Raw genomic sequence first — 23,333 nt, 5'->3', positions numbered from 1 at the left:
GAGTTCGACCCGCGCCGTTCGCGGCGCTTTTCTCGGCCCATTTTTGTAAGTGACCACTCACAAACATAGGAGTCTCGACATGACCGAGCGGCACACCCTGGAGATCGTCCTGCCCGACGAGGTGGAACCGGAGGGCCTGCTGACCCGTCGCCGCCCCATCGGCCCGCCCGGCCCGGGGGAGGTCCTGGTCCGGACCGAGGCCACGGGCGTCTCCTTCTCCGAACAGCAGATGCGTCGTGGCAAGTACTTCGACCAGCCGCCCTTCCCCTTCGTACCGGGATACGACCTGGTGGGAACGGTGGAGGAGGTCGGCCCCGACACGGACTCGGCGCTGGTGGGACGGCGCGTGGCCGCGATCACCAAGATCGGGGCCTGGGCCGAGCGGGTCGTCCTGCCGGCGGCCGACCTGGTCCCGGTGCCCGCCGGGCTCGATCCGGCCGAGGCGGAGGCCGTCGTGGTCAACGGGGTCACCGCCCTGCGCATGCTGCGCGGTGCGGGCCCGGTCGGCGCGGGGGACACGGTCCTGGTACTGGGCGCCAACGGCGGCGTCGGTACCCTGCTCGTCCAGATGGCACGACGGGCCGGGGCCGAGGTCGTCGGCACCGCGTCGGCCCGCCACCTGGAGGCCGTCCGTGAGATGGGCGCGATCCCCGTCGACCGCCGTTCCCCCGATCTACGCGCCGCGATCCGCGCGGCGGCCCCGAACGGGGTGCGGGCGGCCTTCGATCACGTGGGCGGGCCGGGCATCGTCGACACCTTCTCCCACGTGGTGCGCGGGGGCGCCCTGGTCTCCTACGGCACGGCGGCCACGCGCGACGTTCCGGGGAACCCGATGCTCCCCGTGCTGCTCCTGTTCGCCCGACTGGGCTGGTGGAACGCCCTGCCCGACGGGCGGCGCGCGTACTTCTTCAACCTCTGGAAGGGGCACCGGAACCGGGAACGTCACCGGCGCGAACTCGCCCGCGACCTGGGCGAGGTGTTCGATCTGCTGGGCCACGGGGACATCCGCCCCACGATCGCGGCCCGGATGCCCCTGGGCGAGGCCGGGGCGGCGATGGCCCTGGCCGAGTCGGGGACCGTCGTCGGCAAGGTCGTGCTCGTACCCGAAGGGTGAGTGTCACGAGGCCGTGGGGGGCGGCACGGGTGCGGTCGTGAACCGCACCCGGGCGACGGTCAGAACTCGCGCTGGTCCTTGCGCAGCGGATGGTCGGCGGGGACCTCCACCAGTACGATGCGCACCCCGTCCGGATCGGCGATCCAGGCCTCCACCAGGCCCCAGAACTCCTTCTGCGGCGGCCGGATACCGCGTCCGCCCAGCGCGGTGACACGGGCGTATTCGGCGCGGGCGTCGCGCACCTGCAACCACAGGGCGGTCGAGGGCGTCCCGGAGGGCTCCTCGGAGTGGCCGGAGACCTCCAAAAGCCCGTTGCCGAGGAAGAACACGGTGCCGGGGGCGTCCGGCGGACCGAACTCACGGTGGACGGCGAGCCCGAGGACGTCACGGTAGAAGGAACGGCTGCGCACCGGATCGCGCGGGTGTATCAGGACACGGCTACTGAGAACATCCATGTCCGACATCCTGCACTCTCTCGGGCCCGACGGCACACTCGGCGCCCCGTTCGACCCTCCCCCGGAAGACGCCGACTACGCTCTCGGGGACCGAAGGGATCCTACGTGAACCGAGCGCTGTTCGACCTCGACGACACCCTGATCGACCACGACTCGTTCACGAGATTCACGTTCTCCCTGCTCAAGCGCTCGCCTCTGCGCATGATCGGCGCCGTCCTGACCGTGCCGGCGCTCCTCGTCCTGCTCTCCAGGAGTTCGTGGCGGGTCCACGCCGGCTCGATCCTGCTGTGGACGGGGACGGTCGGTGTGGCCGACTCCGGCCTGGATCGACTCGTCCGAGAGCACGTGGCCGCCCTTCGAGTGGGGGAGCGGATCAGACCGGACGCGGGGCGGGCCGTGGCCGCGCATCTGGACGCGGGCGAGGAGGTCGTGGTCGTGACCGGCTGCGCCGAACGTCTGGCCGTCCCCCTCTGCCGGGAGATCGACCCCCGGATCCGCGTGGTCGGCTCCACCCTTCGGCGCCGAGCCGGAGGGTGGGTCGCCCTGCGGCACTGCCGTGGGCGGGGCAAGGTCGAGATGCTCGTCGAGGCCGGACTCGCCGAGGACGTCGTGACGGCCTACGGGGACGGTCTCTCCGACGTTCCCATGCTGGACCTGGCCCGTACCGCCGTCCTGGTCGGTCTTTCCGAGAGCGTCGAGAGGAAGGCGCGGGCACGGCTCGTGGGCCCCGAACGGGTGCTGTCGGTCCGTTGGCCCGCTCGCGGGGAACCGTCGCGGGGCCGAGGCGACCCCGTCTGAGCGGGCCCTTCGAGCGACGGAAGAAGGGTGTGTCGCGCGGCCGTCTTGTCCGAATCGGCCCGGGAGGGTAGGAACGACGGAGACCACAGGAGGAGACCCCCGTGCCACCATCCCCCGCCTCCGGGCCGGCCGCCGGTCGCGCCCGCCGCTCCATCGCCCTGGTCGGAACCCTCACGGCGCTGGTCATGGCCGGGGCGACGGCCCTGCCCTCGCCCGCCCTCGCCGAGCCGAGGGAGGAGGCCAACGGCCCCGAACGCAACGAGACGGCGGCCGGACCCGAGGCCCTGTCCATGACGGCCGCCACGGCCGCGGCCTCCGCGACGGGCGTCGATCCGTCCGCCGCCTACCCGCGCCGGACCGAGCTGCCGGTTCCCCCCGAGAACCCCGACGACCGTTCGATCAGGCTGGGTCTGACCGCCTACCACGACATCGCGCCCGCCCTCAACGATCTTCAGGAGACCTCCGACCGGGTCAGTGTGGAGATCGTCGGCGAGTCCGTCGAGGGACGCGACCTCTACCTGGTCACCCTCACCGAGCCGGAGACGCGCGCCGAGGCCGGACACCAGAGGCGCATGCGCGAGCTCATCGAGGAGGACCCCGAACGGGCCGCGCGGGACAGCACGCTGCCCGAGCGCTACAAGACCCCCGTGCACGTCAACGCCAACATCCACGGCGACGAGTGGGAGGGCACCGACGCCTCGCTGCGGATCATCGAGGAGCTGGCGACCGCCGAGGACGAGTGGACCGAGGAACTGCTGGGCTCCTCGCGGCTGTACTTCACCGTGACCGCCAACCCCGACGGGCGGGTGGCGGGCACCCGGGTCAACAGCGCCGGGTTCGACCTCAACCGCGACTTCGTCACGGTCTCCCAGCCGGAGACGGCGGCGATCCGTCAGGTCATGATCGACACCCAGCCGCTGGTCATGGTCGACCAGCACGGCTACGTCAACGGCACCCTGATCGAGCCGACCACGCCCCCGCACGGCCAGAACTACGAGTACGACCTGTTCATCGCCAACACCTACGCCAACGGTCTCGCGATGGAACAGGCCGTCCTCGACCTGGGGTACACGGCCGAGGACGACGGGGTACTGCCCCCGCAGATCCCCTTCCGCGACTGGCAGGACGGCTGGGACGACTGGCCGCCGATCTTCACCCCGATGTACGCCCCCTACCAGGGCGCGGTCGCCTCGGCCACCGTCGAGTTCCCGCTGCGGGTGAACCGGGCCGACTACGACCTGCCCGTGGAGGAGCTGCACCGCCGCACCGCCATCAACACCGACATCTCCGCCGCCACCATCGAGGCCACCCTGGAGTTCGCCTCGGAGCATCGGGAGAAGCTCATCGGCGACCAGATCGAGGTGTTCCGGCGCGGATCGGCCGGTGAGGAACAGGTCGTGCCCCCGGAGGGGTGGGTGCCCGGCTTCGGTCCCGAGGACGTGTACACGACCGACTTCCCCCGCGCCTACGTGATCCCCGCCGGAGAGGAACAGAGGTCGGCCCCGGCCGCCGCGCGCCTGGTGGACACGCTGGTCGCCCACGACGTGCGGGTGAACAGAGCGGAGGAGGCCTTCGAACTCGACGGCACCTCCTACCCCGCGGGCTCCTACCTGGTCGACATGCATCAGTCCAAACGCGGTATGGCCAACGTCCTGTTGGAGGACGGACGGGACATCAGCGACGACGTCGAGGCCATGTACGACATCTCCGGGTGGAGCCACGGACGCCTGTGGGGCGCCACGGTGACGGCCACCGAGTCCACGCCCCCGGACGGAGCGCCGGTCGACATCGCCGCCCCCACCGGTGCGGTCGGGGGGGAGGGGGACTGGGTCCTGCGCCTGGACGACGCCGCCGACGTGGCGGCGCTCCACGACCTCATCGAGGCCGGGGCCGAACCCGCGTGGGCGGACCGGGGCTCGGTGCTGATCTCCGCCGACCACGCCGACGCGGTCGCCGAGGCGGCCGACCGGCGCGGAGCGGTCTTCACCACCGTCGACCGCGAGGCCGAGGGCCCGGTCGTGGGCGGGGTCCGGCTGGCCGCGGCCGCCGCCGCGGACGAGGTCCTCACCCTGGGCGAACTCGGATTCGACGTGGAGACGGTCTCCACCGCGGTACTCGACGACGGCTTCGACTGGTCCGGGATCGACGTACTGTACGTGTCCAGCGGCCTGGTCTACGACGACCTGGGAGAACGGGCGCGTGCGGACCTGGACGCCTTCCTCGAACGGGGCGGGGTCGTGGCGCGCGGATCGGCCGGGGCCCGGTTCAACGCCCAGGCCGGTCTGTTGGACGCCACCCGCCGCGAGAGGCGGTCCGACGCCAACGGCGTGGTCCGGGTCGAGGACGGTGACGGCGCGCTCGCCGGGCCCGGCGGGTACGGGTTCGTGTACTCGCCCGGCTGGTTCACCGACCTGGGACCGGAGGTGACCGTGGAACAGACCTACGCCGACGGGGATCCGCTGGTGGCCGGGCACTGGCGCCCCGACGCCGATGGCGCCGGCGGCCGGGACGAGGCCGCCGGACGGCCCTCCGTGGTCGGCGGGGTCTCCGAACGCGGAGCCGCGGTGGTGCTCTTCGGCACCGAACCGCTCTTCCGCAACCACCCCAAGGGGTCGTTCGGCCAGGTGGCCCAGGCCGTCCACTGGAGCGCGATCTCCGGCGGGAACGCCTGACCCGTCGTCTCCGCGTGTGACCGCCCCGGACCCTTCGGGGCGGTCACACGCGGGCGCCCGAAAAACCCCTGGCCATCGCCGAAGACGGCGGTCTAGGCTCTGCCGGATGAACCATCCCTCTCTCCACGCCGTGGAGATCTCCCCCGACAACATCGACGCCGCCCTCAAGGTGAAGGTCCGCGAGGACCAGAACACCTTCGTCGCCCCCGTCGACCGCTCGCTCGCCGAGGCCTACGCCTCCCGGAACACCGCCTGGCCCCGCCTGATCATGGACGGCGACCGACCGGTCGGCTTCGTGATGGCCTCCTTCGACCCCGATGAGAAGGACGTCGACTTCCGCTGCGCGATCTGGCGCCTCAACGTCGCCGAGGGGGAGCAGGGCAAGGGGTACGGCCGCTTCGCCGTCGAGACGGTCCTGGCCGAGGCCCGCCGTCGGGGCGACAAGCGGATCACGGTCTCCTGGGTCCCCGGCGAGGGCTCCCCCGAGGGCTTCTACCTGGGGCTGGGCTTTCGCACGACGGGCCGTGTGGACGACGGCGAGATCATCGCCGAACTGTTCCTGGACCAGGAGGCGGCCGAGGCCTGAGCGACCCCGCGACAGCCCGGGACGCTCGGGAGGTATGACTCCGGCCGGGTGGGGAAGGGGGATCGCGGAACGATCGTGGCCCCTCCTCCTCCCCCGAAAGGAGCCACATCCACATGACGAGAAGACGTCGGCACTTCACCGGCATCGTCCTGGGCATCGTGATCCTCGGAACCCTCATGTCGGGGATCTCCCTCATCCCGGACCCCTCGGGGATCTGGCCCTACGTGATCGCCGGGGCGGCGTTCCTCGTCGCCCTGCTGACCCAACCCCTGAGCGGCCTGTTCCAAGGGTGGGTGGAACGCCGGCGCAAGGCGATCGAGGCCGAACGCAAATCCGAACGGGCCCCCGAACGCGACCGTGTCCGCGACTGGACGGACGGCCGGGAACTCGGGGTGCGCAAGGCGAAACGGTCCGAGGACGGAGAGGACGCGCCGATCCCCGTCTACGTTCCGCGTGCCTTCGACGACGCGCTCGACCGCGCGATCCTGGCGGGCGGACTGGTCGTCCTCGAAGGCGAGTCCGTGTCGGGGAAGACGAGGTCGGCCTATGAGGCGATCCGGCGGACCGTCCCCGGCCGCCGGTTGATCGTCCCCAGCGACGAACGGTCTTTGACGGCCATAGCGGACCTTCCCACCACCCCGAGGAACGCGGTGGTGTGGCTCGACGGGATCGACCGGTACCTCGCCGCCGGGACCCTGAACGAGGGCGTCCTGGACCGACTGTGCCCACCCGACCGCACGGACGTCTGTCTCATCGGGACCCTGGACTCCCGAGTACGGGGCGACCTGCCGAAACAGTCGGAGCCCACCGTCAGCAGGATCCTGGAGGATCGGGCGGAGCACTTCTTCGTCGAGCGCCGCCTGAAGGAGACGGAACTGAGGACGGCGCTCGAACTCGAGGACGATTGGCGGATCTCCCAGGCTCTGGCCGACCGGAACAAGGGCGGATTCGCCGCGGACATCGCGGACTCCCACACGACCCTGCGACGCTGGCGTTCCGCGGTCCACGGGCACAACCCCCGAGCGGGGGCGATCATCTCGGCGGCGGTGGACGCGCGCAGGCTCGGTTACCGTGCCCCTCTGCCTCGGGGGCTGCTGGAGGATCTGCATCGGCACTACCTCGGACCGAGCGTCCACCACGACCCGGGGGCGTCGACCTTCGACGAGGCGCTCCGTTGGGCCACCGACCCGGCACGCGGGGCCAGCGGCTGTCTGTCCCCGGTGGGGAAGGAGACCTATGAGCCCTTCCACCACCTGGTCTCCCACGCGCTCCAAGAGGAGGAAGGGTCCGAGGTCCCCGACGCGGTGTGGAACCTGATCTCGCATCGGATCCCGGTGGAGTACCTGCCGACCTTCGGCTTCGCCGCCTACGAGACCGACCGATTCACCATCGCCGGTCACGCCTGGACACGCTTCCTCGAACGTTTCCCGGAGCACCCGGGGGCCAACCTGGGTACGGCGCTCCTCCTTCTGCGGGCCGAGGACCGCTCGGGGGCCCTGCCCTTCCTCCGGCGCGCGGTCGAGGACGAGGACCCCCGCGCCATGGAACGCCTGGGATCGGTGCTGGCCCTGTCCGCGTTGACGGGGGAGGACCCGTCCGGGGCGGACGAGGCCGGCCGCTGGCTCCGTAGGGCCTACGACGGTGGTGAGAGGGGAGGGGCCCACCTCGCCGGGCTCCTGCGCTACCGGGCGGGGGACGAGGACGGCGCGCTGTTCTGGCTCTCCGTGGCGGCCGACGACGGCGATGAGGCGGCGATGTTCCTGCACGCCTGCCTGGAGACCTGGGGGATCGGTGAGGCCCGGCTCCGGCGTCTGTTCGACGAGGTGGCGGTTCCGGAGAAGGAGGTCGACCCGGAGAGGGTCTCCCGGACCGTCGAGGACCTGCCCCACTACAGGGCCGACCGGACACGGGGACGCCCCGCCTTCAGGGAGAGCCTGTGGGGCCGGAAGGCCGCCGCCGGGGAGAACGTGCACGCCAAGTATCTGCTGGGGCGCTCCCTGGAGGCCGGAGGCCGATGGCGGGACGCGCTCACCCAGCACCAGGAGGCGACGGCACGGGGCTCCCTGGCCTCGGCCGGGCGCGTGCCCTCCGTCTACAGGGCGCTGAACCAACGTCGGCGCGCCTATGCCTGGAAACAGGCCGTCGGGCGTATCTCCACCACGAGCGCGGCGATCGCCGGTGTGGGGGCGATGGCCGAGCGTCTCCTCCGTGAGCAGCAGAAGGACGAATCCAAGGACGAAGGGAAGGGGAACGAGGCCGCCGGCACGACGAGGACGGCCTCGGAGGAACGGTCGTCCGAGACCACGAGCCGTGAAAGCGGGTTCCCGCCGGAGCGGACCTCCTGGACCCCGAAGAGTTCCTCGTACTCCGATGATCAGCCCGGCCGACACAGGGCGTCCTCGTACGGATCCTCATCGTCCTCCGGTGGTTCCTCCTCCGGTTCCTCCTCCGGTTCCTCCTCGTACAGTTCGTCCTACTCCTCCTACTCCTCGTCCTCCGACGACGATGACGACTCCTCCTCGTACGGTTCTTCCTCCTACGGAGGCTCTTCGTCCTCCTCGTCCTCCTACGGAGGCTCTTCGTCCTACGACGACGATGACGATCGCTGACACGAAGGTGCCCCGCGCCGACCTCGACGCGGGGCACCTCCACGACCGACCTCAGTGGCCCCGGTCGATCCACTCCTGGAGATGGGGCGCCTCGGCGCCGATCGTGGTGGGATCTCCGTGCCCGGTGCGCACCACGGTGTCCCCGGGAAGGGTGAGCAACCGGTCCCTGATGGAGGCGATGATGGTCGGGAAGTCCGAGTAGGACCTTCCGGTCGCCCCCGGACCGCCCTGGAACAGGGTGTCCCCGCTGAACAGGGCGCCGAGTTCGGGCGAGTACAGGCACACCGCCCCGGGCGCGTGGCCCGGGGTGTGGATCACCCGCAGCTCGATCCCGGCCACCGTGATGACCTGCCCGTCGGCCAGCGCGCCGTCGGGCACCCGCTCGGGGTTGGTCATGTTCCACAGCACCCGGTCGTCGGGGTGGAGCAGGACCGGACCGTGGACCGCGTCGGACACCTCCAAGGCCGCGTTGACGTGGTCGTTGTGCCCGTGGGTGCACACGATCGCCACGACCCGTCGACCGTTCACCGCGTCGATGATCGCCTGCGCCTCATGAGGGGCGTCGATGACGACGACCTCCTCGTCGTCGCCCACCAGCCAGACGTTGTTGTCCACCTTCCAGGAACCTCCGTCCAGGGAGAAGACCCCGGAGGTGGTCAGGTGTTCCACACGCGCGTTACTCACAGCAGCACCACCGATCGCAGAACCTCGCCTCGTTCCATCCGGCCGAAGGCCTCCTCGACGTCGCCGATCCCGATCGTCTCGGTGACGAACCCGTCCAGGTCCAGCCGGCCCTGGGTGTACAGGTCGATGAGCATCGGGAAGTCGCGTGAGGGCAGACAGTCGCCGTACCAAGAGGATTTCAGGGCGCCGCCCCGGCCGAACACGTCCAGCAGGGGCAGCTCCAGCCGCATCTCCGGGGTGGGCACCCCCACCAGCACCACGGTGCCCGCCAGGTCGCGGGCGTAGAACGCCTGCTCATAGGTCTTCGGTAGGCCGACGGCGTCGATGACCACGTCCGCGCCGAAGCCGTCGGTCAGATCGCGGATCGCCTCGACCGGGTCGGAGACGCGGGCGTCGACGGTGTGGGTGGCGCCGAAGCCGCGCGCCCACTCCAGCTTGCGCTCCTCCAGGTCCACGGCGATGATCCGGTTCGCCCCGGCCAGGCGGGCCCCGGCCACCGCCGCGTTGCCCACGCCGCCACAGCCGATGACGGCCACCGAGTCGCCGCGGGTGACCCCTCCGGTGTTGATGGCGGCGCCGATCCCGGCCATGATCCCGCAGCCGAGCAGGCCCGCCGCCGCGGGCGAGGCGGTCGGGTCGACCTTGGTGCACTGTCCGGCGGCCACGAGGGTCTTCTCGGCGAAGGCGCCGATGCCCAGGGCCGGGGTCAGTTCGGTGCCGTCCTCCAGGGTCATGCTCTGTTCGGCGTTGTGGGTGTCGAAACAGTACTGGGGGCGGCCGCGCCTACAGGCCCGACAGTGGCCGCACACCGCCCGCCAGTTGAGGACGACGTGGTCGCCGGGGACGATCTCGGTGACGTTCGGGCCCACGGATTCGACGATGCCCGCCGCCTCGTGGCCGAGCAGGAACGGGTACTCGTCGTTGATGCCGCCCTCGCGATAGTGCAGGTCGGTGTGGCAGACCCCGCACGCCAGGACCCGGACCACCGCCTCGCCCGGGCCGGGGTCGGGGACGACGATGGTGGTGAGTTCGACCGGCGCGCCCTTGGCGCGTGAGATCACACCCTGGACCTGTTGGGACATGCGAAGTCCTCCCTGACGATCGTGGACGCCGTTCGAGGAGGAACATGCCCCACCCGCCCCCTCCGTACCCCGAACTCTCGCCCCGAGCCTGCCCGCGGAGGTTCTACTCATCGTCGAGCGTTCGGTTTTCGACAAGGGGTCCTGTGGACACCTGATGGTTTTGTGAAGATCATGCTATGTGTCTTTATACGTTCTCTATTTACTCTTGCTCTGTGCCGGGTCAGAGCTGTAACTCCAAGATTTTCCGGTCCCGCGATACTCTTCTACGGGGATGGGAGAGACCCCTTCGGTCATTCGGTTCTTATACGTCAAACCGTGTAGGTGGTCCACCTCGTGCGCGACCAGACGGGCCAAGGCATCCGTGAAAACCGTGATCTTCGTAGATCCGTCTGCTTGTGTGTGTTCGACCTCGATACGGCGTGAGCGAGGGACGAGCCCACGCACATCGAAGAAGCTCAGGCATCCCTCGTATTGGGTGTCGGTCTCATCGGATTCACTGATGATCACAGGGTTGAGCAAGAGCACTACAGCGGCGTCAGGGTCAGGAGGGATCACTATGGCCGCGGCCTGGTCGATACCGATCTGAGGTGCGGCCAGCCCCATGCCTTTCCCGAAATGGTGGTGGTCGCGTACGCGCTGGATGGCTCGGTGCAATTGATCAACGACATCTTCGGCCTGCTTCGCTTGTTCAGGTAGCTGGAAAGGCTTCGCGGTCCGTTCGAGGATCTCCTCCCCCTCTTGTGTGATCCCCGCGGCGCGCATCCGATCCCCAGCAGTATGAAGCGTCGGGCTTGTTTCGGTATCACGCTCGGGACTGTTCCTCCAACGCCACTCCAACCTGTATCGGGCGCCGATCGGAGGGTCGTTCGTGTGCCAGGTGAAGGAGACCTGATCTTCTTCTTCTCGACGCTGTACGGCTGAGCGCAGCGGTACGGTCGCGGTCGTGGTCGAGGTCTCGGTGCCCCAGACCCCGGGTTCCAGAGAGGTGGGGAAGAGAAGCTCCACACTCACAGCACGAGTCGGTAGTCGAATGGCGCGTTGGAACCACTGCCCCCACTGGTCCGACCCCACGACATAGGAGTATTCGAGCAAGACGGACTGCCCCGGGTAGAGGGGGAACATCGAGTCTTCGTTCTCGAAGCTCAGCCAGATCTCCTTGAAGGAGTCCCGGTCGTGCTTGGCCACCCATGTCATGGGCTCACCATCACAGGTGGCGGTCAGCTCCAAACGTTCCCACGTGAGCAGATGCTTGCGATAGAGCTCGTTCGACAGTTCCGGCCGGCCTGGGTGGCGGTCGACGCTGATACGTATCAGGTAGCGAGTGACGGGTTCGTTGCCACCGTTGACCACACGGCGTCGCATGGACGCGATGTAAGTGCCTTCGTGGTAGCGCAGTTCGGCATGGTCAAGGTCGACGAACAACTCCCCGTTTCCGGCGGGAGCGGGTCGTGTTTCGGATGTTTTCTGCCAGGATCGCCAGAGCTCCCCAGAGCTGGTCAGCTTCTGTTCGGCCAGCCGTGCGAACTCTTCACTGGCCGGGTAACGTCCGGATTCCACGTGGCTGATGTAGGAAGGATCGAAGCCCATCGCCTCCGCGAGGGCTTTCTTCGTCAGGCGGCGCAGCTTGCGCCAGCGAGTGAGTGCTGTCCGGAAGTCGGTAGGGGGAGAGGGAGCCATACGGCTGATTATCGCCCACATGAAGCGTGATCGTGTGAGTGAATCGTGACTGAACCTGTCTCATCATGGCTTCATCTGGACGTCATCGGTTCTCCTGGGAGCAGTGCCACCACCGGCAGAGAGGGTGGTGCCTTGAACAGGAGGCGCTCATTGTCCTCGTTCGCTATCGAACACAAGTCCTGTCCTGAGTATCTCGATATCGCAGCGAACACCCATGGTGAAGAAAAAGGTTTCTTTGTGCTGAGGGCGCTGGAGCAGACTCGTGCTCGGCGCCCCCATGTGGTGGAGATAGGTCCTGGCGGAGGGGCCGCGGTGAAGTTTCTGGCCTCCAGCCTGAGCGAAGAACATCGCGGAATCGCTCCAGTGGATCTGACTCTGGTCGAGGTTCCCGGAGTCGCATCGAGTTCCTTGTCCCGGGCCATGTCCGAGTTCAACGAGGTCGGTAACTGCGAACTCGCTCATGGTTTTGCTCAAGATCTGAACAAGCTTCTGCCGCGTCGGGCCGACGTGGTCAGTGCTTCGGCCCTAGTGCATGAGATCTACTCTTACGGTGGTGGTTACAGTGGGCTTCAATCACTTATACGCGTGCTCGGACCAGTGATCGTCCCCTACGGATACTTCGTCTATAGGGATGTGTACTCCGTACAGGGCAGAAATTTGCATGATCGAGTTATGCACACTTACGATGCGCCCTCTTGGTTGCGATTCATTCGAATGTTCACTCCGAACTATCTGGAGCGTGGGAGGCATCCTTACCACAATATTCATGACCAGGTGATGGTTCGCCAGAACTCGTGTCAGGTGGACATGGCGGACTTGCAGGTGGGGACATGTGCTGTGATCAGTGCTCCTGTCGGTTTATTCCGCGAGATACAGCGTCATTACATCACTTTCCGTGACCACGTTTGGCGCTCTGGGGCTCTGGGCTTCACTCCAGTGCTGGATGGTGAACTATCGATGAAGTGGTTGGACATGCGTGCCGGACACAAGTTGGTGCACTATGTCCTCGCCAGTACAGAATGGTTGCCCAAGAAGTTTCAGGGCATGATGGATGCTCTCAGTGAGTCAAATTCCGAATATCGGACTGTCGATGGCGATGTTTTTGATACATGTACGGACCTGGCGCTGAACTCCTTCCTTGCCGCTGTGGAGGAGGGGGACGATGAATGCTCTCGAGTGTGGGAGGAGTGGAGTGCTCGAGAGGGGCGTGAAACTTATGCCTATCTGACGGTCGACGAGTTGCTCACTGAGTTTGCGGTCCATTCGACTCGATCGTCTTCTACTCGTCCGACTATTCTTATTCCTTCTGGGGGTGAAGATATAGTGGTCAGGCAGCGCCATTACTATAATCGGTACTTGACAAGAAAGCTTTCTAATCCCCTGTGGGACGCTAAGCAGCTTGTTCTATTTCGTAACATTCCGGTTTCGGATTCTCTGGCGCTCTCCGAAGCCCTGGCCTGCACTAGAGAATCATTCAGCAACCACAATCTTGCCCGCGTGTACGCGGCTCTCGCCCACGAAGGGGGATGAACGTCTCGATGGCACCGATCGAGGTCGAACGCAAGCGTGCGCTGGAGGATCGCGCGGCCTTGGAGCGGCGGCTCGAAACGGCGGGTCTCGTCGCCGCGGGGTCGATCGTGGAGGTCGACACCTACTACAGCAGGCCCGACGTCGATTTCATGGAGACGGTCGAGTGCCTGCGGGTCCGTGAGCGGGAGGGCGGGTGCGAGATCACCTACAAGCCCGCCTCCGACGCCACTACCCGCAGCGCGGCGGGGGTCATCGCCAAGAAGGAGACCGACGTGGCGCTGGCGGACGCCGACCAGGCCGCGCGCGCCCATGATCTTCTGGAGGCGCTGGGCATGGTCCGTCTGGCCAGGGTGGAGAAGAGGCGCGTCTGCTATCGCGATTCCGGCCGACCGGGGTTGTCGGTGGTGGTGGACACGGTCGTGGGCGCGGGCTCGTTCATCGAGACCGAGATCCTCTCCGAGGGTCCCTCCCAGGAGGCCGTGCGACGGTTGGAGGAGGCCGAGCGACTCTTGGGGGTGGACACCCTCCCCGTGGTGACCTCGCCCTACCGGGATCTGGTGATGGGGGGCGGGGCCTCCGTTCCTCTCGACGCCTCGGGGTGAGGGATTTCCCGAAAAGGCTCCGGGCTGTTGTCGAGAGAGCGCTCATCCGGTTTCGATAACGGTATTCCGTGAATTCTCCGCTATGTCTTTCATGTCCACCGTGGTGAGAATGTCCTTGTGGTGGTGAAGGGTTCCCACTTCCTCGTGGGCGCTCTCCTCTGGCCGGTCACGGTCGTCCCTTTCCCTGGAAAGGGACGGGGAAGGCCACTACGGTGGATCGGGGTTCGCCCGGTCCCGGTACCGATGGCGACCCGGTCCCCCTTCCCCGATGTGAATATGAGCGCGGTGTCCTCCACTTCCTCGCCCCCGTCCGACTCCGGGCGGCGGGCCGCCCCTCTGGGCCGTGACTTCTCCCTGCTGTGGGGTGCCTCGGCGAGCGCGAACCTGGCGGACGGGCTGGTCCGGGTGGCGCTCCCGCTGGTGGCGGTCGAGCTGACCCGGTCCCCGATCCTGGTCTCGGGGGTCGCGGTCACCGGCACCCTGGCCTGGCTCCTGGTGGGGCTGCCCGCCGGAGCGCTCGGAGATCGTCTGAACCGGCGCGTGCTCGCTCTGGGCGCGGCCCTGACACGAACGGTCCTCCTGGGAGGTGTCGGCCTTCTCCTGCTCACCGACCACCTCACCGTGGGAGCGCTGTTCGCCGCGGCCTTCCTCCTCGGGGTCGGCGAGGCCTTCTTCGACACCTCCACCCCGGCCATGGTCCCCGGGCTGGTGCCTCGGCGAGAGCTCTCCCGGGCGCACGGCCGTCGGCACGCCGCCTCGATGGCGGGAGACGATCTGGTGGGGCCTGCGGCGGGCGGAACCCTGTTCGCGTTCTCCAAGGCCGCGCCGTTGCTGGTATCGACCGTCTGCCACGCGTTGTCGGCGATCCTGCTCTGGCGTGTGCGCTACGAACCGGGACCGGCCCCCTCGGAGGCGGCGGAGCGGCGTGTCTCGCTGTGGGGTGAGATCCTGCGGGGCCCGGCCCTGCTGTTCCGCGAGCGCCGTATCGCCGTCCTCGCCCTCTGGGGCGCGGGGGCGAACTTCGCCGGGAGCCTCACCTTCTCCGTCCTGGCCCTGTATCTGGTCGCCCCCGGACCGGTGGGGCTGGACACCTGGGGGTTCGGTCTCCTCATGGCCTCGTTGGGCGTCGGCGGTATCGTCGGGGCCTCGTACGCGGGCCGGCTCGCCGCGAGGATGGGGGAGTTGCGGCTCCTCACGCTCTCGTGCCTGCTCATGGCGGTGGACAGCGTCGTCCTGGCCCTGACCACCCGGGTCTGGGCGATCTCCGCCGGTCTGGTGGTGGGCGCGGCCGCCGCCGCGGTCTTCGGGGTCATGACGATCACCGCCCTGCAACGCCGCACACCGGACGGTCACCTGTCCCGGGTCTCGGCGGGCAATCGGTTGATCATGATGGGCGGTACCGCGCTGGGCGGTCTGACGGCGGGTGTCCTGGGCGAGTCCACCGGCGATCTGCGGGTCGGGTTCGCGGTGGCGGCGGTGCTCTTCGTGTCGTTGTGCGCGATGCGTCTGGCGGTGCCCGAGGCGGGTGACGAGGTCGGGCCGCCACCTTCGGAGCGAACTCCGTAGGGGGAGGCGGTGTCCCTTTCGGTGAAAGGGACACCGCCTCGATGGTCACCGGTAGGAGGACGATGAGCGGGGAACCGTCCTCAACGGGTCAGCGGCTGAAATCGTCGGGGCCGCGCGCCGGGCCGTGCAGGAACTCGCCCTCGGGCTCGTTCTCGGGGACCTCGGGGTAGGTGGGCCGGTCCTCGGCCGACACCGTGCGCGTGCCGATCTCCATCCCCTGGGCGAGCATCAGGGAGCTCACCGCGTTACGCAGATCCGGCAGCATCGCGTACAGCACGTCGCCCGGGCAGGCGGTGGCGTTGAAGTCGCGGTGCCCCAGGATGGCGGTCTGGGGGTCGAGTCCGTAGGAGCCGCACAGCCAGGCGAGGGTCTCGACCAGGCGGTCGACCAACTCCTGGGTGGGCCCCTCCTCCATATAGGTGCCCTCGTTCTCGATGCCCACGCACGTGTTGTTGTTGTTCGCCACGTGCGTGCCGACGCAGTGGACACCCTCGCGTACGGCGGGAACGGCGCGGTCGCGGCCCTCGACGAGGTGACCGCCCCGGCTGATGGTGAACTGCTGGCCGACGTCGATCCACCCGTTGGTGTCCATGTGGAAGTTCTGGATGGAGCGTGACAGCGCCAGCGCGTGGTCGAGCGAGTGGTCGGTGCTGTTGGCGGTCGCGGTGTGGTGGACCACGACGTGGGTCGGCGGGGTCTGAAGGATCTGGACGGGGCTCGACGGGGGCCGGGCGTTCCAGTCGGCGCGGAAGGACATCGGGGGTTCGGCGGCCGAGGTCGTGGGGGAGGCGCCGGCGGGGGAGGCGGCGGAGGCGCCGATCACGGCCGCGCCGGAGGCGACGGCCGCTCCTCTCAGGAGGGTGCGACGGTCGGGGCCCTGGTTCTGCTCCATGTGGGGTGTCCCTTTCGGGTTGTTCGGGCGGTTTACGGTTCCCCACTGAACATGGCTCGGTCCGCGTACGCAAAGGGTCGAGCGAAAGTTTTCTTTGTTCGTTACCGGTCAGGACGAAAACGATTTACCCCCCTTTCAGGGCGCCCTCGAGTCAGGTACTCTCCGCCCTTTTCGTTGCCCTTGGGATTCATGTGGCGGATGGGTTCTCGGGCATAAGGAAACGGGTCGCACAAAGGAGTGCGACCCGTTCGAAAGAGGGTTTCCGAAGGTACTCAGGACACCGGTTCGGGGCTGCGGTCCCGGTCGTTCTTCGTGTTCGCTCCGGGGGCGAGTCGGCCGGTCCGGTGCAGCCACCAGTCGGCCGGAAGGGTGCCCAGGGGCGGGATCGACGCGGCCAGGGCGACCAGGGTCGGCCACACGCCCCAGCGCAGGCGGACGGCGGCGAACAGGGTGACCGCGACGTAGACCATGAACGCGCCGCCGTGCAGCGGGCCGAAGATCTGCACGCCCAGTTCGCTGCCGTTGCCGAGGTACTTGAAGTACATGCCGACCAGGAGTCCGGCCCAGGTGAAGGCCTCGAAGACGGCCACCACACGGAAGGCCGGGGCGGTCAGGGAGTTCAGGCTCAACGCGGTTCCTCGGGTCGTCGCTGCAAGGGGTGCCCTCGAAAGATCCTCTCGGGGCTCCAACAGGTTAGGTCACCCTTTCGGTCGTCCCTTTTCGGGGTGGGCGCGATCGACGTTCCGGGCGTGAAGGTGACCGGACGTGACAACCGCCTCACCTTTGGTGGGTTTGGAAAGTGCGCCTCGGTGGCGGAGGCCTGTTCCGGTGGGGTCTCCTAGGCTCCTCGCGTGCCCGCTTCGACCTGCGCGAACGCGGTCGTTTCGCGGCTTTCGGTCGGGTCGCTCCCCGGGGGTGTGGGTGAAATCGAGTGACCCAGGTCTCACTCGCTCTCCGGTTGACACGGCGCCGGCTTCCGGCCGAGACTTGCCGCGAACTTCTTAGGTAAGGATTACCTAATTGAGGCTAGCTTTACCTAACTTCTTGCAGGTCAGCGGGTCCGGAAGGGGACAACGAACGTGAACGGGATCGACGGTGCCGTCGCCATGGTCACCGGAGCGGCCGGTGGTGTGGGCCGGGCCGTGGCCCTCGACCTGGCCGGGCACGGGGCCCGGGTCGCGGCCGTCGACGTCGACGCCGACGGGCTCGACCGGACCCTGTGCCTCCTGCGGGAACGGGGACACCGGGCGGGTGCGTTCATCGCCGACGTCACCGACACGACCCGCGTCGAGGGACTCTTCGATGAGATCGAGGCCGACCTCGGCCCGGTGACCCTCGCCGTCAACGCCGCCGGAACCCTGGTCACCGGCCCCGTCGCCGACTGCGACGAACGCGACTGGCACCGCGTCATGGCGGTCAACGCCACCGGGGTCTTCGCCGTCGGCCGGGCCGTCGCCCGACGCATGGGGCCGCGCGGACACGGCGCCCTGGTCACCGTCGCCTCCAACGCGGCCGGGATCCCCCGCTCCGGCATGGCCGCCTACGCCGCCTCCAAGGCCGCCGCCGTGGCCCTGACCAAATCCCTCGGCCTGGAACTGGCACCGCTGGGCGTGCGCTGCAACGTCGTCTCGCCCGGATCGACCGATACCCCCATGCTCCGGGCCATGACCCCCGACCCCGACGCCCTGGTCCACGGCGACCTCGGACGGTTCAAGGTCGGCATCCCCCTGGGCCGGATCGGCAGCCCCGAGGACGTGGCCGAGGCGGTGCGCTTCCTGCTCTCCGACGCCGCGCGCCACATCACCATGCACGAGCTCTACGTGGACGGCGGCGCCACGCTCCGCTGAACCCCGCCCCTCCCTCGCACGGCCCCACCCCGGCCGTTCCGCGCGCCTGATCACGAGAAAGGCCACACCCATGCCCGAACAGCGCACCGCCGCCCCCGCGGCCTCGGCGGGCGAGCTCCTGACGGCCTACCGGCCGGGGGACGCGTTCTTCTCCACCGGCTCCCACGCCCTGCACGGAACGGGGACCCTGACCACCCTGGACCGGGCCGAGGACCTGACCTCGGTCCTGGCCGAGGCGGGCGAGGGCGCCGTCGCCGTGGGCGCCATCCCCTTCGACGTCGCCCGCCCCGCCCATCTGGTGGTCCCCGAGACCGTGCGTTGGTCGCCGCCGGCCGCGAACACCGCCCCGGCCGAGCGGCGCTGGAGCCCTCTGTCCGGGGAGTGGCGGATCACCCCGGTCCCGGAACCGGAGGCGCACGTGGCCGCGGTCGAACGCGCCGTCAAGCTCATGGCCGAGGACGCCGACCTGGGCAAGGTGGTTCTCGCCCGCACCCTGCGCGTCCACGGCGATCGAGAGGTCGACGTCGCCACCGTTCTGGCCAACCTGTTGTGGCGCGACCCTTCCGCCTTCGTGTTCGCCACCGACCTGCCCGCACGCGGCCCCGGCCCCCGGACCCTGATCGGGGCCAGCCCCGAGCTCCTGGTCTCCAAACGCGGACGACGGGTCCTGTCCAACCCGCTGGCCGGGTCCGCGCCGCGCAGCGCCGATCCGACCAAGGACCAGAAGCGCGCGGTCGACCTGCTCACCTCGACCAAGGATCGGCACGAGCACGCCGTGGTGGTGGAGGCGGTCGCCGAGGGCCTGCGCCCCTACTGCCGTAAGCTCGCGGTCCCCGACGAGCCCGAGCTGATCAAGACCGCCACCATGTGGCATCTGTCCACCCGGGTGACCGGCGAGGCCATCGACCCCGATCTGCCCGCTCACGTGCCGGCGATGGCCCTGCACCCCACCCCCGCGGTGTGCGGGACCCCTCGGGGCCGGGCGTTCGACACCATCGTCGACCTGGAGCCCTTCGACCGCGGTTTCTACACCGGCGCGGTCGGCCACACCGATGCCTCCGGCGACGGCGAGTGGGTGGTCACCATCCGCTGCGCCGACGTGGAGGGCGACACCCTCGATCTGTACGCGGGCGGCGGCGTCATGCCCGAGTCCGATCCCGACGCGGAGCTGGCCGAGACCTCGGCCAAGCTGCGCACCCTCCTGTTGGCCCTCGGTGTGGACGGAGCCGCCTGAACCATGAACGACCGCCCCGGCCCCCGCGCCGTCGACCCCGCCGACTGGACCCCCTGGCCCCGCGAGTACGCCGACGCCTATCGGGCCGCCGGTCTCTGGACCGGCGAGACCTTCCCCGCCTTCCTGAGGGACCGCGCCGCCCGTTTCGGTGAGCGGACCGCCGTCGTGGACGGCGACCTGCGCTGGACCTACGCCGAACTGGACCGGCGCGCCGACGCCCTGGCCGCCGGTCTGTCCCGCCTGGGCGTGCGCGCGGGGGAGCGGGTCGTGGTGCACCTGCCCAACGTCGCGTCCCTGTTCGAGGTGGTGTTCGCGCTGTTCAGGCTGGGCGCGCTGCCCGTCTACGCGCTGCCCGCCCATCGCCGCAGCGAACTGCTGCACCTGGCGGGCACCGCCGAGGCCGTCGCCCTGATCACCACCGACCTCCAGGGCGCCTTCGACTGCCGACCCATGGCGGCGCGGGTCCGCGCGGAGGTCCCCTCGCTGGAACACGTCGTCGTGGCGGGCGAGGCCGGTGACGAGGAGGGGTTCACCTCCCTGGAGGCGCTGCGCGCCGAACCCGACACCGCGATCCTCGCCGAACCCGACCCCGGATCGGTCGCCTTCTTCCAGCTCTCCGGCGGTACCACCGGGCTGCCCAAGCTCATCCCCCGGACCCACGACGACTATCTGTACTCGGTGCGGGCCAGCGCCGACATCTGCGGCCTGGACACCGACACCGTCTACCTGACCGCGTTGCCGGTCGTCCACAACTTCCCGATGAGCTCACCCGGGTTCCTCGGCGTGCTGCACGCGGGCGGCACCGTGGTCACCGCGCCCGACCCCTCCCCGGCGACCTGTCTGCCCCTGATCGAACGCGAGCACGTCACGCACACGGCGGTCGTCCCGCCCGTGGCCATGCTGTGGATGGACGCGGTCGAACACGGCTCCCAGGGCGAACGCGACCTGTCCGACCTGCGCGTCCTCCAGGTCGGCGGCGCCACCTTCCCACCGGAGGCGGCCCGCCGGGTCGCCCCGGTGCTGGGCTGCGCCCTCCAACAGGTCTTCGGGATGGCCGAGGGGCTGGTCAACTACACCAGGGACGGCGACCCGGACGAGGTCGTCACCGGTACCCAGGGCCGCCCGATCAGCGACCACGACGAGATCCTCATCGTCGACGACCGGGACCACCCGGTCCCCGACGGCGAACCCGGCCATCTGCTGACCCGGGGGCCCTACACGATCCGGGGCTACTACCGGGCGCCCGAGCACAACGCCGTCGCCTTCACCGACGACGGCTTCTACCGCACCGGCGACATCGTGCGCCGCCACCCCTCCGGCGCCCTCGTCGTCGCCGGACGCGCCAAGGACCAGATCAACCGGGGCGGGGAGAAGATCGGCGCCGAGGAGATCGAGAACCACCTCCTGGCCCACCCGGCGGTCCACGACGCCTCCCTCGTCGCCCTCCCCGACCCCTACCTGGGCGAACGCACCCACGCCTACGTCATCGCCCGGGGCGAGGCGCCCACACGGAGCGAACTGCTCGCCTTCCTGCGCGAGCGGGGCCTGGCCGCCTACAAGATCCCCGACCGCGTCAGCTTCGTGGACGCCTTCCCGGCCACGGCCGTCGGCAAGACCTCCAAGCGCGACCTGCGCGCGGCAGGCACCACCTCCGGAACGGACCACTGATCGATGTCCCTGCCCACGATCGCCCCCTACCCACTGCCCACCTCCGAGGAGCTGCCCGAGAACCGGGCGCACTGGCCCCTGGAACCGGAACGCGCGCTCCTGCTCGTCCACGACATGCAGCGCTACTTCGTCCGCCCCTACGCCGAGGGCAGCCAGCCCATCGCCGGGGCCGTGGCCAATATCGCGGCCCTGCGTTCGGCCTGCCGGGCCGCCGGGGTCCCGGTCGTCTACACGGCCAAGCCCGGCGACATGACCTCCGAACAGCGGGGTCTGGAACGCGACTTCTGGGGCGCGGGCATGAAGGCCGTCGCCGAGCACACCGACATCGTCCCCGAACTGGCCCCCGACGGTGAGGACCTCCTGCTCACCAAATGGCGTTACAGCGCCTTCGCCCAGACCGACCTGGCCGAACGCATGGCCGCCCAGGGACGCGACCAGATCGTGGTGACCGGCGTCTACGCCCACATCGGCTGCCAGCTCACAGCCGCCGACGCGTTCATGCGCGACATCCGCCCGTTCCTGATCGCCGACGCCCTGGCCGACTTCAGCGCCGACCACCACCGCTCCGCCCTGAGCTACGCCGCCGGACGCTGCGCGACCGTGCTGTCCACCCGGGACGCCCTGGACTTCCTGGACCAGGGCGCGGACTCGACCGGAGCCCGCCCGTGACCGACCTCCACGAAGGGACCACCGTGGCACCCGACGCAGACCCGACCACCGTCCACGACCTGGTCGGGGTGGGTTTCGGCCCCTCCAACCTGGGCCTGGCCATCGCCTTGGCCGAACGCCGTGATCAGGGCGTCGAGCCCGCCCTGAGCGGGGTGTTCCTGGAACGCCAGGAGTCCTTCGGCTGGCATCGCGGCATGCTCATCGACGGCGCCACCATGCAGGTGTCCTTCCTCAAGGACCTGGTCACCACCCGCAACCCCGCCAGCGACTTCGGCTTCCTGTCGTTCCTGCACCAGGCGGGCCGGCTGCACGACTTCATCAACCACAAGACGCTCTTCCCCCTGCGGCGGGAGTTCCACGACTACCTGTCCTGGTGCGCCGACCGTGTCGCCGACCAGGTCCGTTACGGCCACGAGGTCACCGAGGTCCGCCCCGTGTACTCGGGTGAGCGCGTCACCCACCTGGACGTGGTCGCCCGCGATCAGGACGGCGCCACCACCGTGCTGCGCGCCCGCAACGTCGTCTTCGGTCCCGGTCTGCGTCCGCGTATGCCCGAGGGGGTGGAGGAGTCCGCCCGCGTGTGGCACAACGAGTACCTGCTCACCCGGTTGGAGGCGCTGGGGCCGCAGGCCGACCCGCGGTCCTTCGTGGTCGTGGGGGCCGGTCAGAGCGCCGCCGAGGTCACCGACCACCTCCACCGGCGGTTCCCCGAGGCGCGGATCCACGCGGTCCTGTCCCGCTACGGCTACAGCCCCTCCGACGACAGCCCCTTCGCCAACCGGATCTTCGACCCCGAGGCCGTGGACGCCTTCCACGCCGCCCCCGCCGACGTCAAACGTCGCCTCACCGGCTATCACGGCAACACCAACTACTCGGTGGTCGACCCGGACCTGATCGGCGAGCTCTACCGCCGTCACTACGAGGAGAAGGTGCACGGAGAAGAGCGCCTGCACCTGCACAACACCTCGCGCGTCGCCGGACTGACCGAGAGCCCGCGGGGCGTCGCGGTGGTCGTCGAGGACCTGGTCACCGGTAAGCAGACCCCGGTCCCGGCCCACTACGTCGTCTTCGCCACCGGCTACCACCCGGCCGACCCGCGACCGCTGCTGGGCGACCTGGTCGACTCCGTGCTCACCGACCCCGAGGGGCTGCCCGTGGTGGAACGCGACTACCGCGTGGCCACCGACGACACCCTCACCTGCGGCCTCTACCTCCAGGGCGGCACCGAGCACACCCACGGGGTGTCGGCGTCGCTGCTGTCCAACATCGCGACCCGGGTCGCGGAGATCATCGACTCCGTCGCCGCGCGCGCCGGAGCCCCCACCGAAGAGAGGGCACGACCCATGTCCCACGACACCGATCCCGTATTCACCGTCGAACGGGTCCGCGCCGACGCCGCCCGTGCCCTCGCCGAGCCCGTCGAGAGCGTCGACCCGGCCGAGAACCTGTTCGACCGGGGCATGGACTCGGTCCGCGTGATGAGCCTGATGGAGCGGTGGCGCGTGGACGGGGCCGAGGTCGACTTCGCGGACCTGTCGGAGAACCCCACCGTCCACGCCTGGGTCGACCTGCTCAACGGCTGACCCGGCCGCCCCCTCTCACCCCGCCCCACCGGCCCCGACCCCCGTACCCTTCCGAGGAGCCCGAC

The 23,333-nt window shown here is 69.2% G+C and carries 19 protein-coding genes; 13 read left to right on the top strand and 6 right to left on the bottom strand.

The genetic code is table 11. The features are described 5' to 3' along the window. Nucleotides 1–79: 79 nt before the first annotated feature. Nucleotides 80–1,114 (top strand): medium chain dehydrogenase/reductase family protein, encoded by a 1,035-nt coding sequence (locus TR33_RS22645; RefSeq protein WP_042285346.1) that lies wholly within the window; start codon nt 80–82, stop codon nt 1,112–1,114. A gap of 59 nt (nt 1,115–1,173) precedes the next feature. Here the strand turns inward: TR33_RS22645 and TR33_RS22640 are convergent, their stop codons facing one another. Then, nucleotides 1,174–1,569: a VOC family protein gene (locus TR33_RS22640; RefSeq protein ID WP_026125270.1), complete on the bottom strand. Its 396-nt coding sequence runs from the start codon at nt 1,567–1,569 to the stop codon at nt 1,174–1,176. Between the two features lie 105 nt (nt 1,570–1,674). Between TR33_RS22640 and TR33_RS22635 the strand changes: the two genes are divergently transcribed. From TR33_RS22635 to TR33_RS22620, 4 genes are all read left to right on the top strand, one after another. Then, entirely contained in the window at nt 1,675–2,367 is a 693-nt protein-coding gene (locus TR33_RS22635) for a haloacid dehalogenase-like hydrolase (protein ID WP_042285343.1), read from the top strand. Between the two features lie 101 nt (nt 2,368–2,468). Further along, the gene (locus tag TR33_RS22630) at nt 2,469–5,039 is read left to right on the top strand and encodes a M14 family zinc carboxypeptidase (RefSeq protein WP_042285341.1); all 2,571 of its coding nucleotides are present in this window, start codon (nt 2,469–2,471) and stop codon (nt 5,037–5,039) included. Between the two features lie 106 nt (nt 5,040–5,145). Further along, complete coding sequence (locus tag TR33_RS22625; RefSeq protein WP_042285339.1) at nt 5,146–5,625, top strand: GNAT family N-acetyltransferase; 480 nt, start codon at nt 5,146–5,148, stop codon at nt 5,623–5,625. A gap of 113 nt (nt 5,626–5,738) precedes the next feature. Beyond that, a complete protein-coding gene (locus TR33_RS22620) occupies nt 5,739–8,234 on the top strand; it encodes an SEL1-like repeat protein (RefSeq protein ID WP_042285337.1) in 2,496 nt (831 codons plus the stop codon). Between the two features lie 51 nt (nt 8,235–8,285). On the opposite strand, the gene TR33_RS22615 is transcribed toward TR33_RS22620, so the two are convergent. From TR33_RS22615 to TR33_RS22605, 3 genes are all read right to left on the bottom strand, one after another. Beyond that, nucleotides 8,286–8,918, bottom strand: coding sequence for an MBL fold metallo-hydrolase (locus TR33_RS22615; protein WP_017536006.1), 633 nt, complete (start codon nt 8,916–8,918; stop codon nt 8,286–8,288). After that, nucleotides 8,915–10,000 carry an S-(hydroxymethyl)mycothiol dehydrogenase gene (locus tag TR33_RS22610; RefSeq protein ID WP_017536007.1) on the bottom strand — a complete coding sequence of 362 codons (1,086 nt, stop codon included), beginning with the start codon at nt 9,998–10,000 and terminating at the stop codon, nt 8,915–8,917. Before TR33_RS22610 ends, TR33_RS22615 begins: the two co-directional genes overlap by 4 nt. A gap of 195 nt (nt 10,001–10,195) precedes the next feature. Next, nucleotides 10,196–11,677, bottom strand: coding sequence for a peptide deformylase (locus tag TR33_RS22605; protein WP_042285334.1), 1,482 nt, complete (start codon nt 11,675–11,677; stop codon nt 10,196–10,198). 150 nt (nt 11,678–11,827) lie between these two features. On the opposite strand from TR33_RS22605, the gene TR33_RS26215 reads away from it, so the two are divergent. The 3 genes from TR33_RS26215 (at nt 11,828) to TR33_RS22595 (ending at nt 15,375) form a co-directional block, all read left to right on the top strand. Continuing rightward, entirely contained in the window at nt 11,828–13,207 is a 1,380-nt protein-coding gene (locus tag TR33_RS26215) for a hypothetical protein (RefSeq protein ID WP_234305937.1), read from the top strand. A gap of 8 nt (nt 13,208–13,215) precedes the next feature. Beyond that, entirely contained in the window at nt 13,216–13,809 is a 594-nt protein-coding gene (cyaB, locus tag TR33_RS22600) for a class IV adenylate cyclase (protein WP_234305936.1), read from the top strand. A 276-nt stretch (nt 13,810–14,085) separates the two neighbouring features. Next, complete coding sequence (locus TR33_RS22595; protein ID WP_042285332.1) at nt 14,086–15,375, top strand: MFS transporter; 1,290 nt, start codon at nt 14,086–14,088, stop codon at nt 15,373–15,375. 88 nt (nt 15,376–15,463) lie between these two features. On the opposite strand, the gene TR33_RS22590 is transcribed toward TR33_RS22595, so the two are convergent. Further along, nucleotides 15,464–16,267: a peptidoglycan recognition protein family protein gene (locus tag TR33_RS22590; RefSeq protein ID WP_014912403.1), complete on the bottom strand. Its 804-nt coding sequence runs from the start codon at nt 16,265–16,267 to the stop codon at nt 15,464–15,466. 272 nt (nt 16,268–16,539) lie between these two features. After that, nucleotides 16,540–16,896 (bottom strand): DUF3817 domain-containing protein, encoded by a 357-nt coding sequence (locus TR33_RS22585; protein WP_014909596.1) that lies wholly within the window; start codon nt 16,894–16,896, stop codon nt 16,540–16,542. Nucleotides 16,897–17,346: 450 nt separating this feature from the next. Here TR33_RS22585 and TR33_RS22580 point away from each other — a divergent pair, with 450 nt between their 5' ends. The 5 genes from TR33_RS22580 (at nt 17,347) to TR33_RS22560 (ending at nt 23,268) form a co-directional block, all read left to right on the top strand. Beyond that, nucleotides 17,347–18,114, top strand: coding sequence for an SDR family oxidoreductase (locus TR33_RS22580; RefSeq protein ID WP_084570314.1), 768 nt, complete (start codon nt 17,347–17,349; stop codon nt 18,112–18,114). A gap of 70 nt (nt 18,115–18,184) precedes the next feature. Beyond that, nucleotides 18,185–19,348, top strand: a complete 1,164-nt coding sequence (locus TR33_RS22575; protein ID WP_042285330.1) for an isochorismate synthase — start codon at nt 18,185–18,187, stop codon at nt 19,346–19,348. Nucleotides 19,349–19,351: 3 nt separating this feature from the next. Continuing rightward, nucleotides 19,352–21,016: a (2,3-dihydroxybenzoyl)adenylate synthase gene (locus tag TR33_RS22570; RefSeq protein ID WP_042285328.1), complete on the top strand. Its 1,665-nt coding sequence runs from the start codon at nt 19,352–19,354 to the stop codon at nt 21,014–21,016. A 3-nt stretch (nt 21,017–21,019) separates the two neighbouring features. Then, nucleotides 21,020–21,685, top strand: coding sequence for an isochorismatase family protein (locus TR33_RS22565; protein ID WP_017536014.1), 666 nt, complete (start codon nt 21,020–21,022; stop codon nt 21,683–21,685). Nucleotides 21,686–21,708: 23 nt separating this feature from the next. After that, complete coding sequence (locus TR33_RS22560) at nt 21,709–23,268, top strand: SidA/IucD/PvdA family monooxygenase (RefSeq protein WP_435825284.1); 1,560 nt, start codon at nt 21,709–21,711, stop codon at nt 23,266–23,268. Nucleotides 23,269–23,333: the final 65 nt, after the last annotated feature.

The organism is Nocardiopsis alba (genome assembly GCF_000710955.1).
GTDB classification, from domain to species: domain Bacteria; phylum Actinomycetota; class Actinomycetes; order Streptosporangiales; family Streptosporangiaceae; genus Nocardiopsis; species Nocardiopsis alba.
Note: the sequence above shows the minus strand (reverse complement) of the source record. Positions and strands in the feature narration are given on the sequence as shown.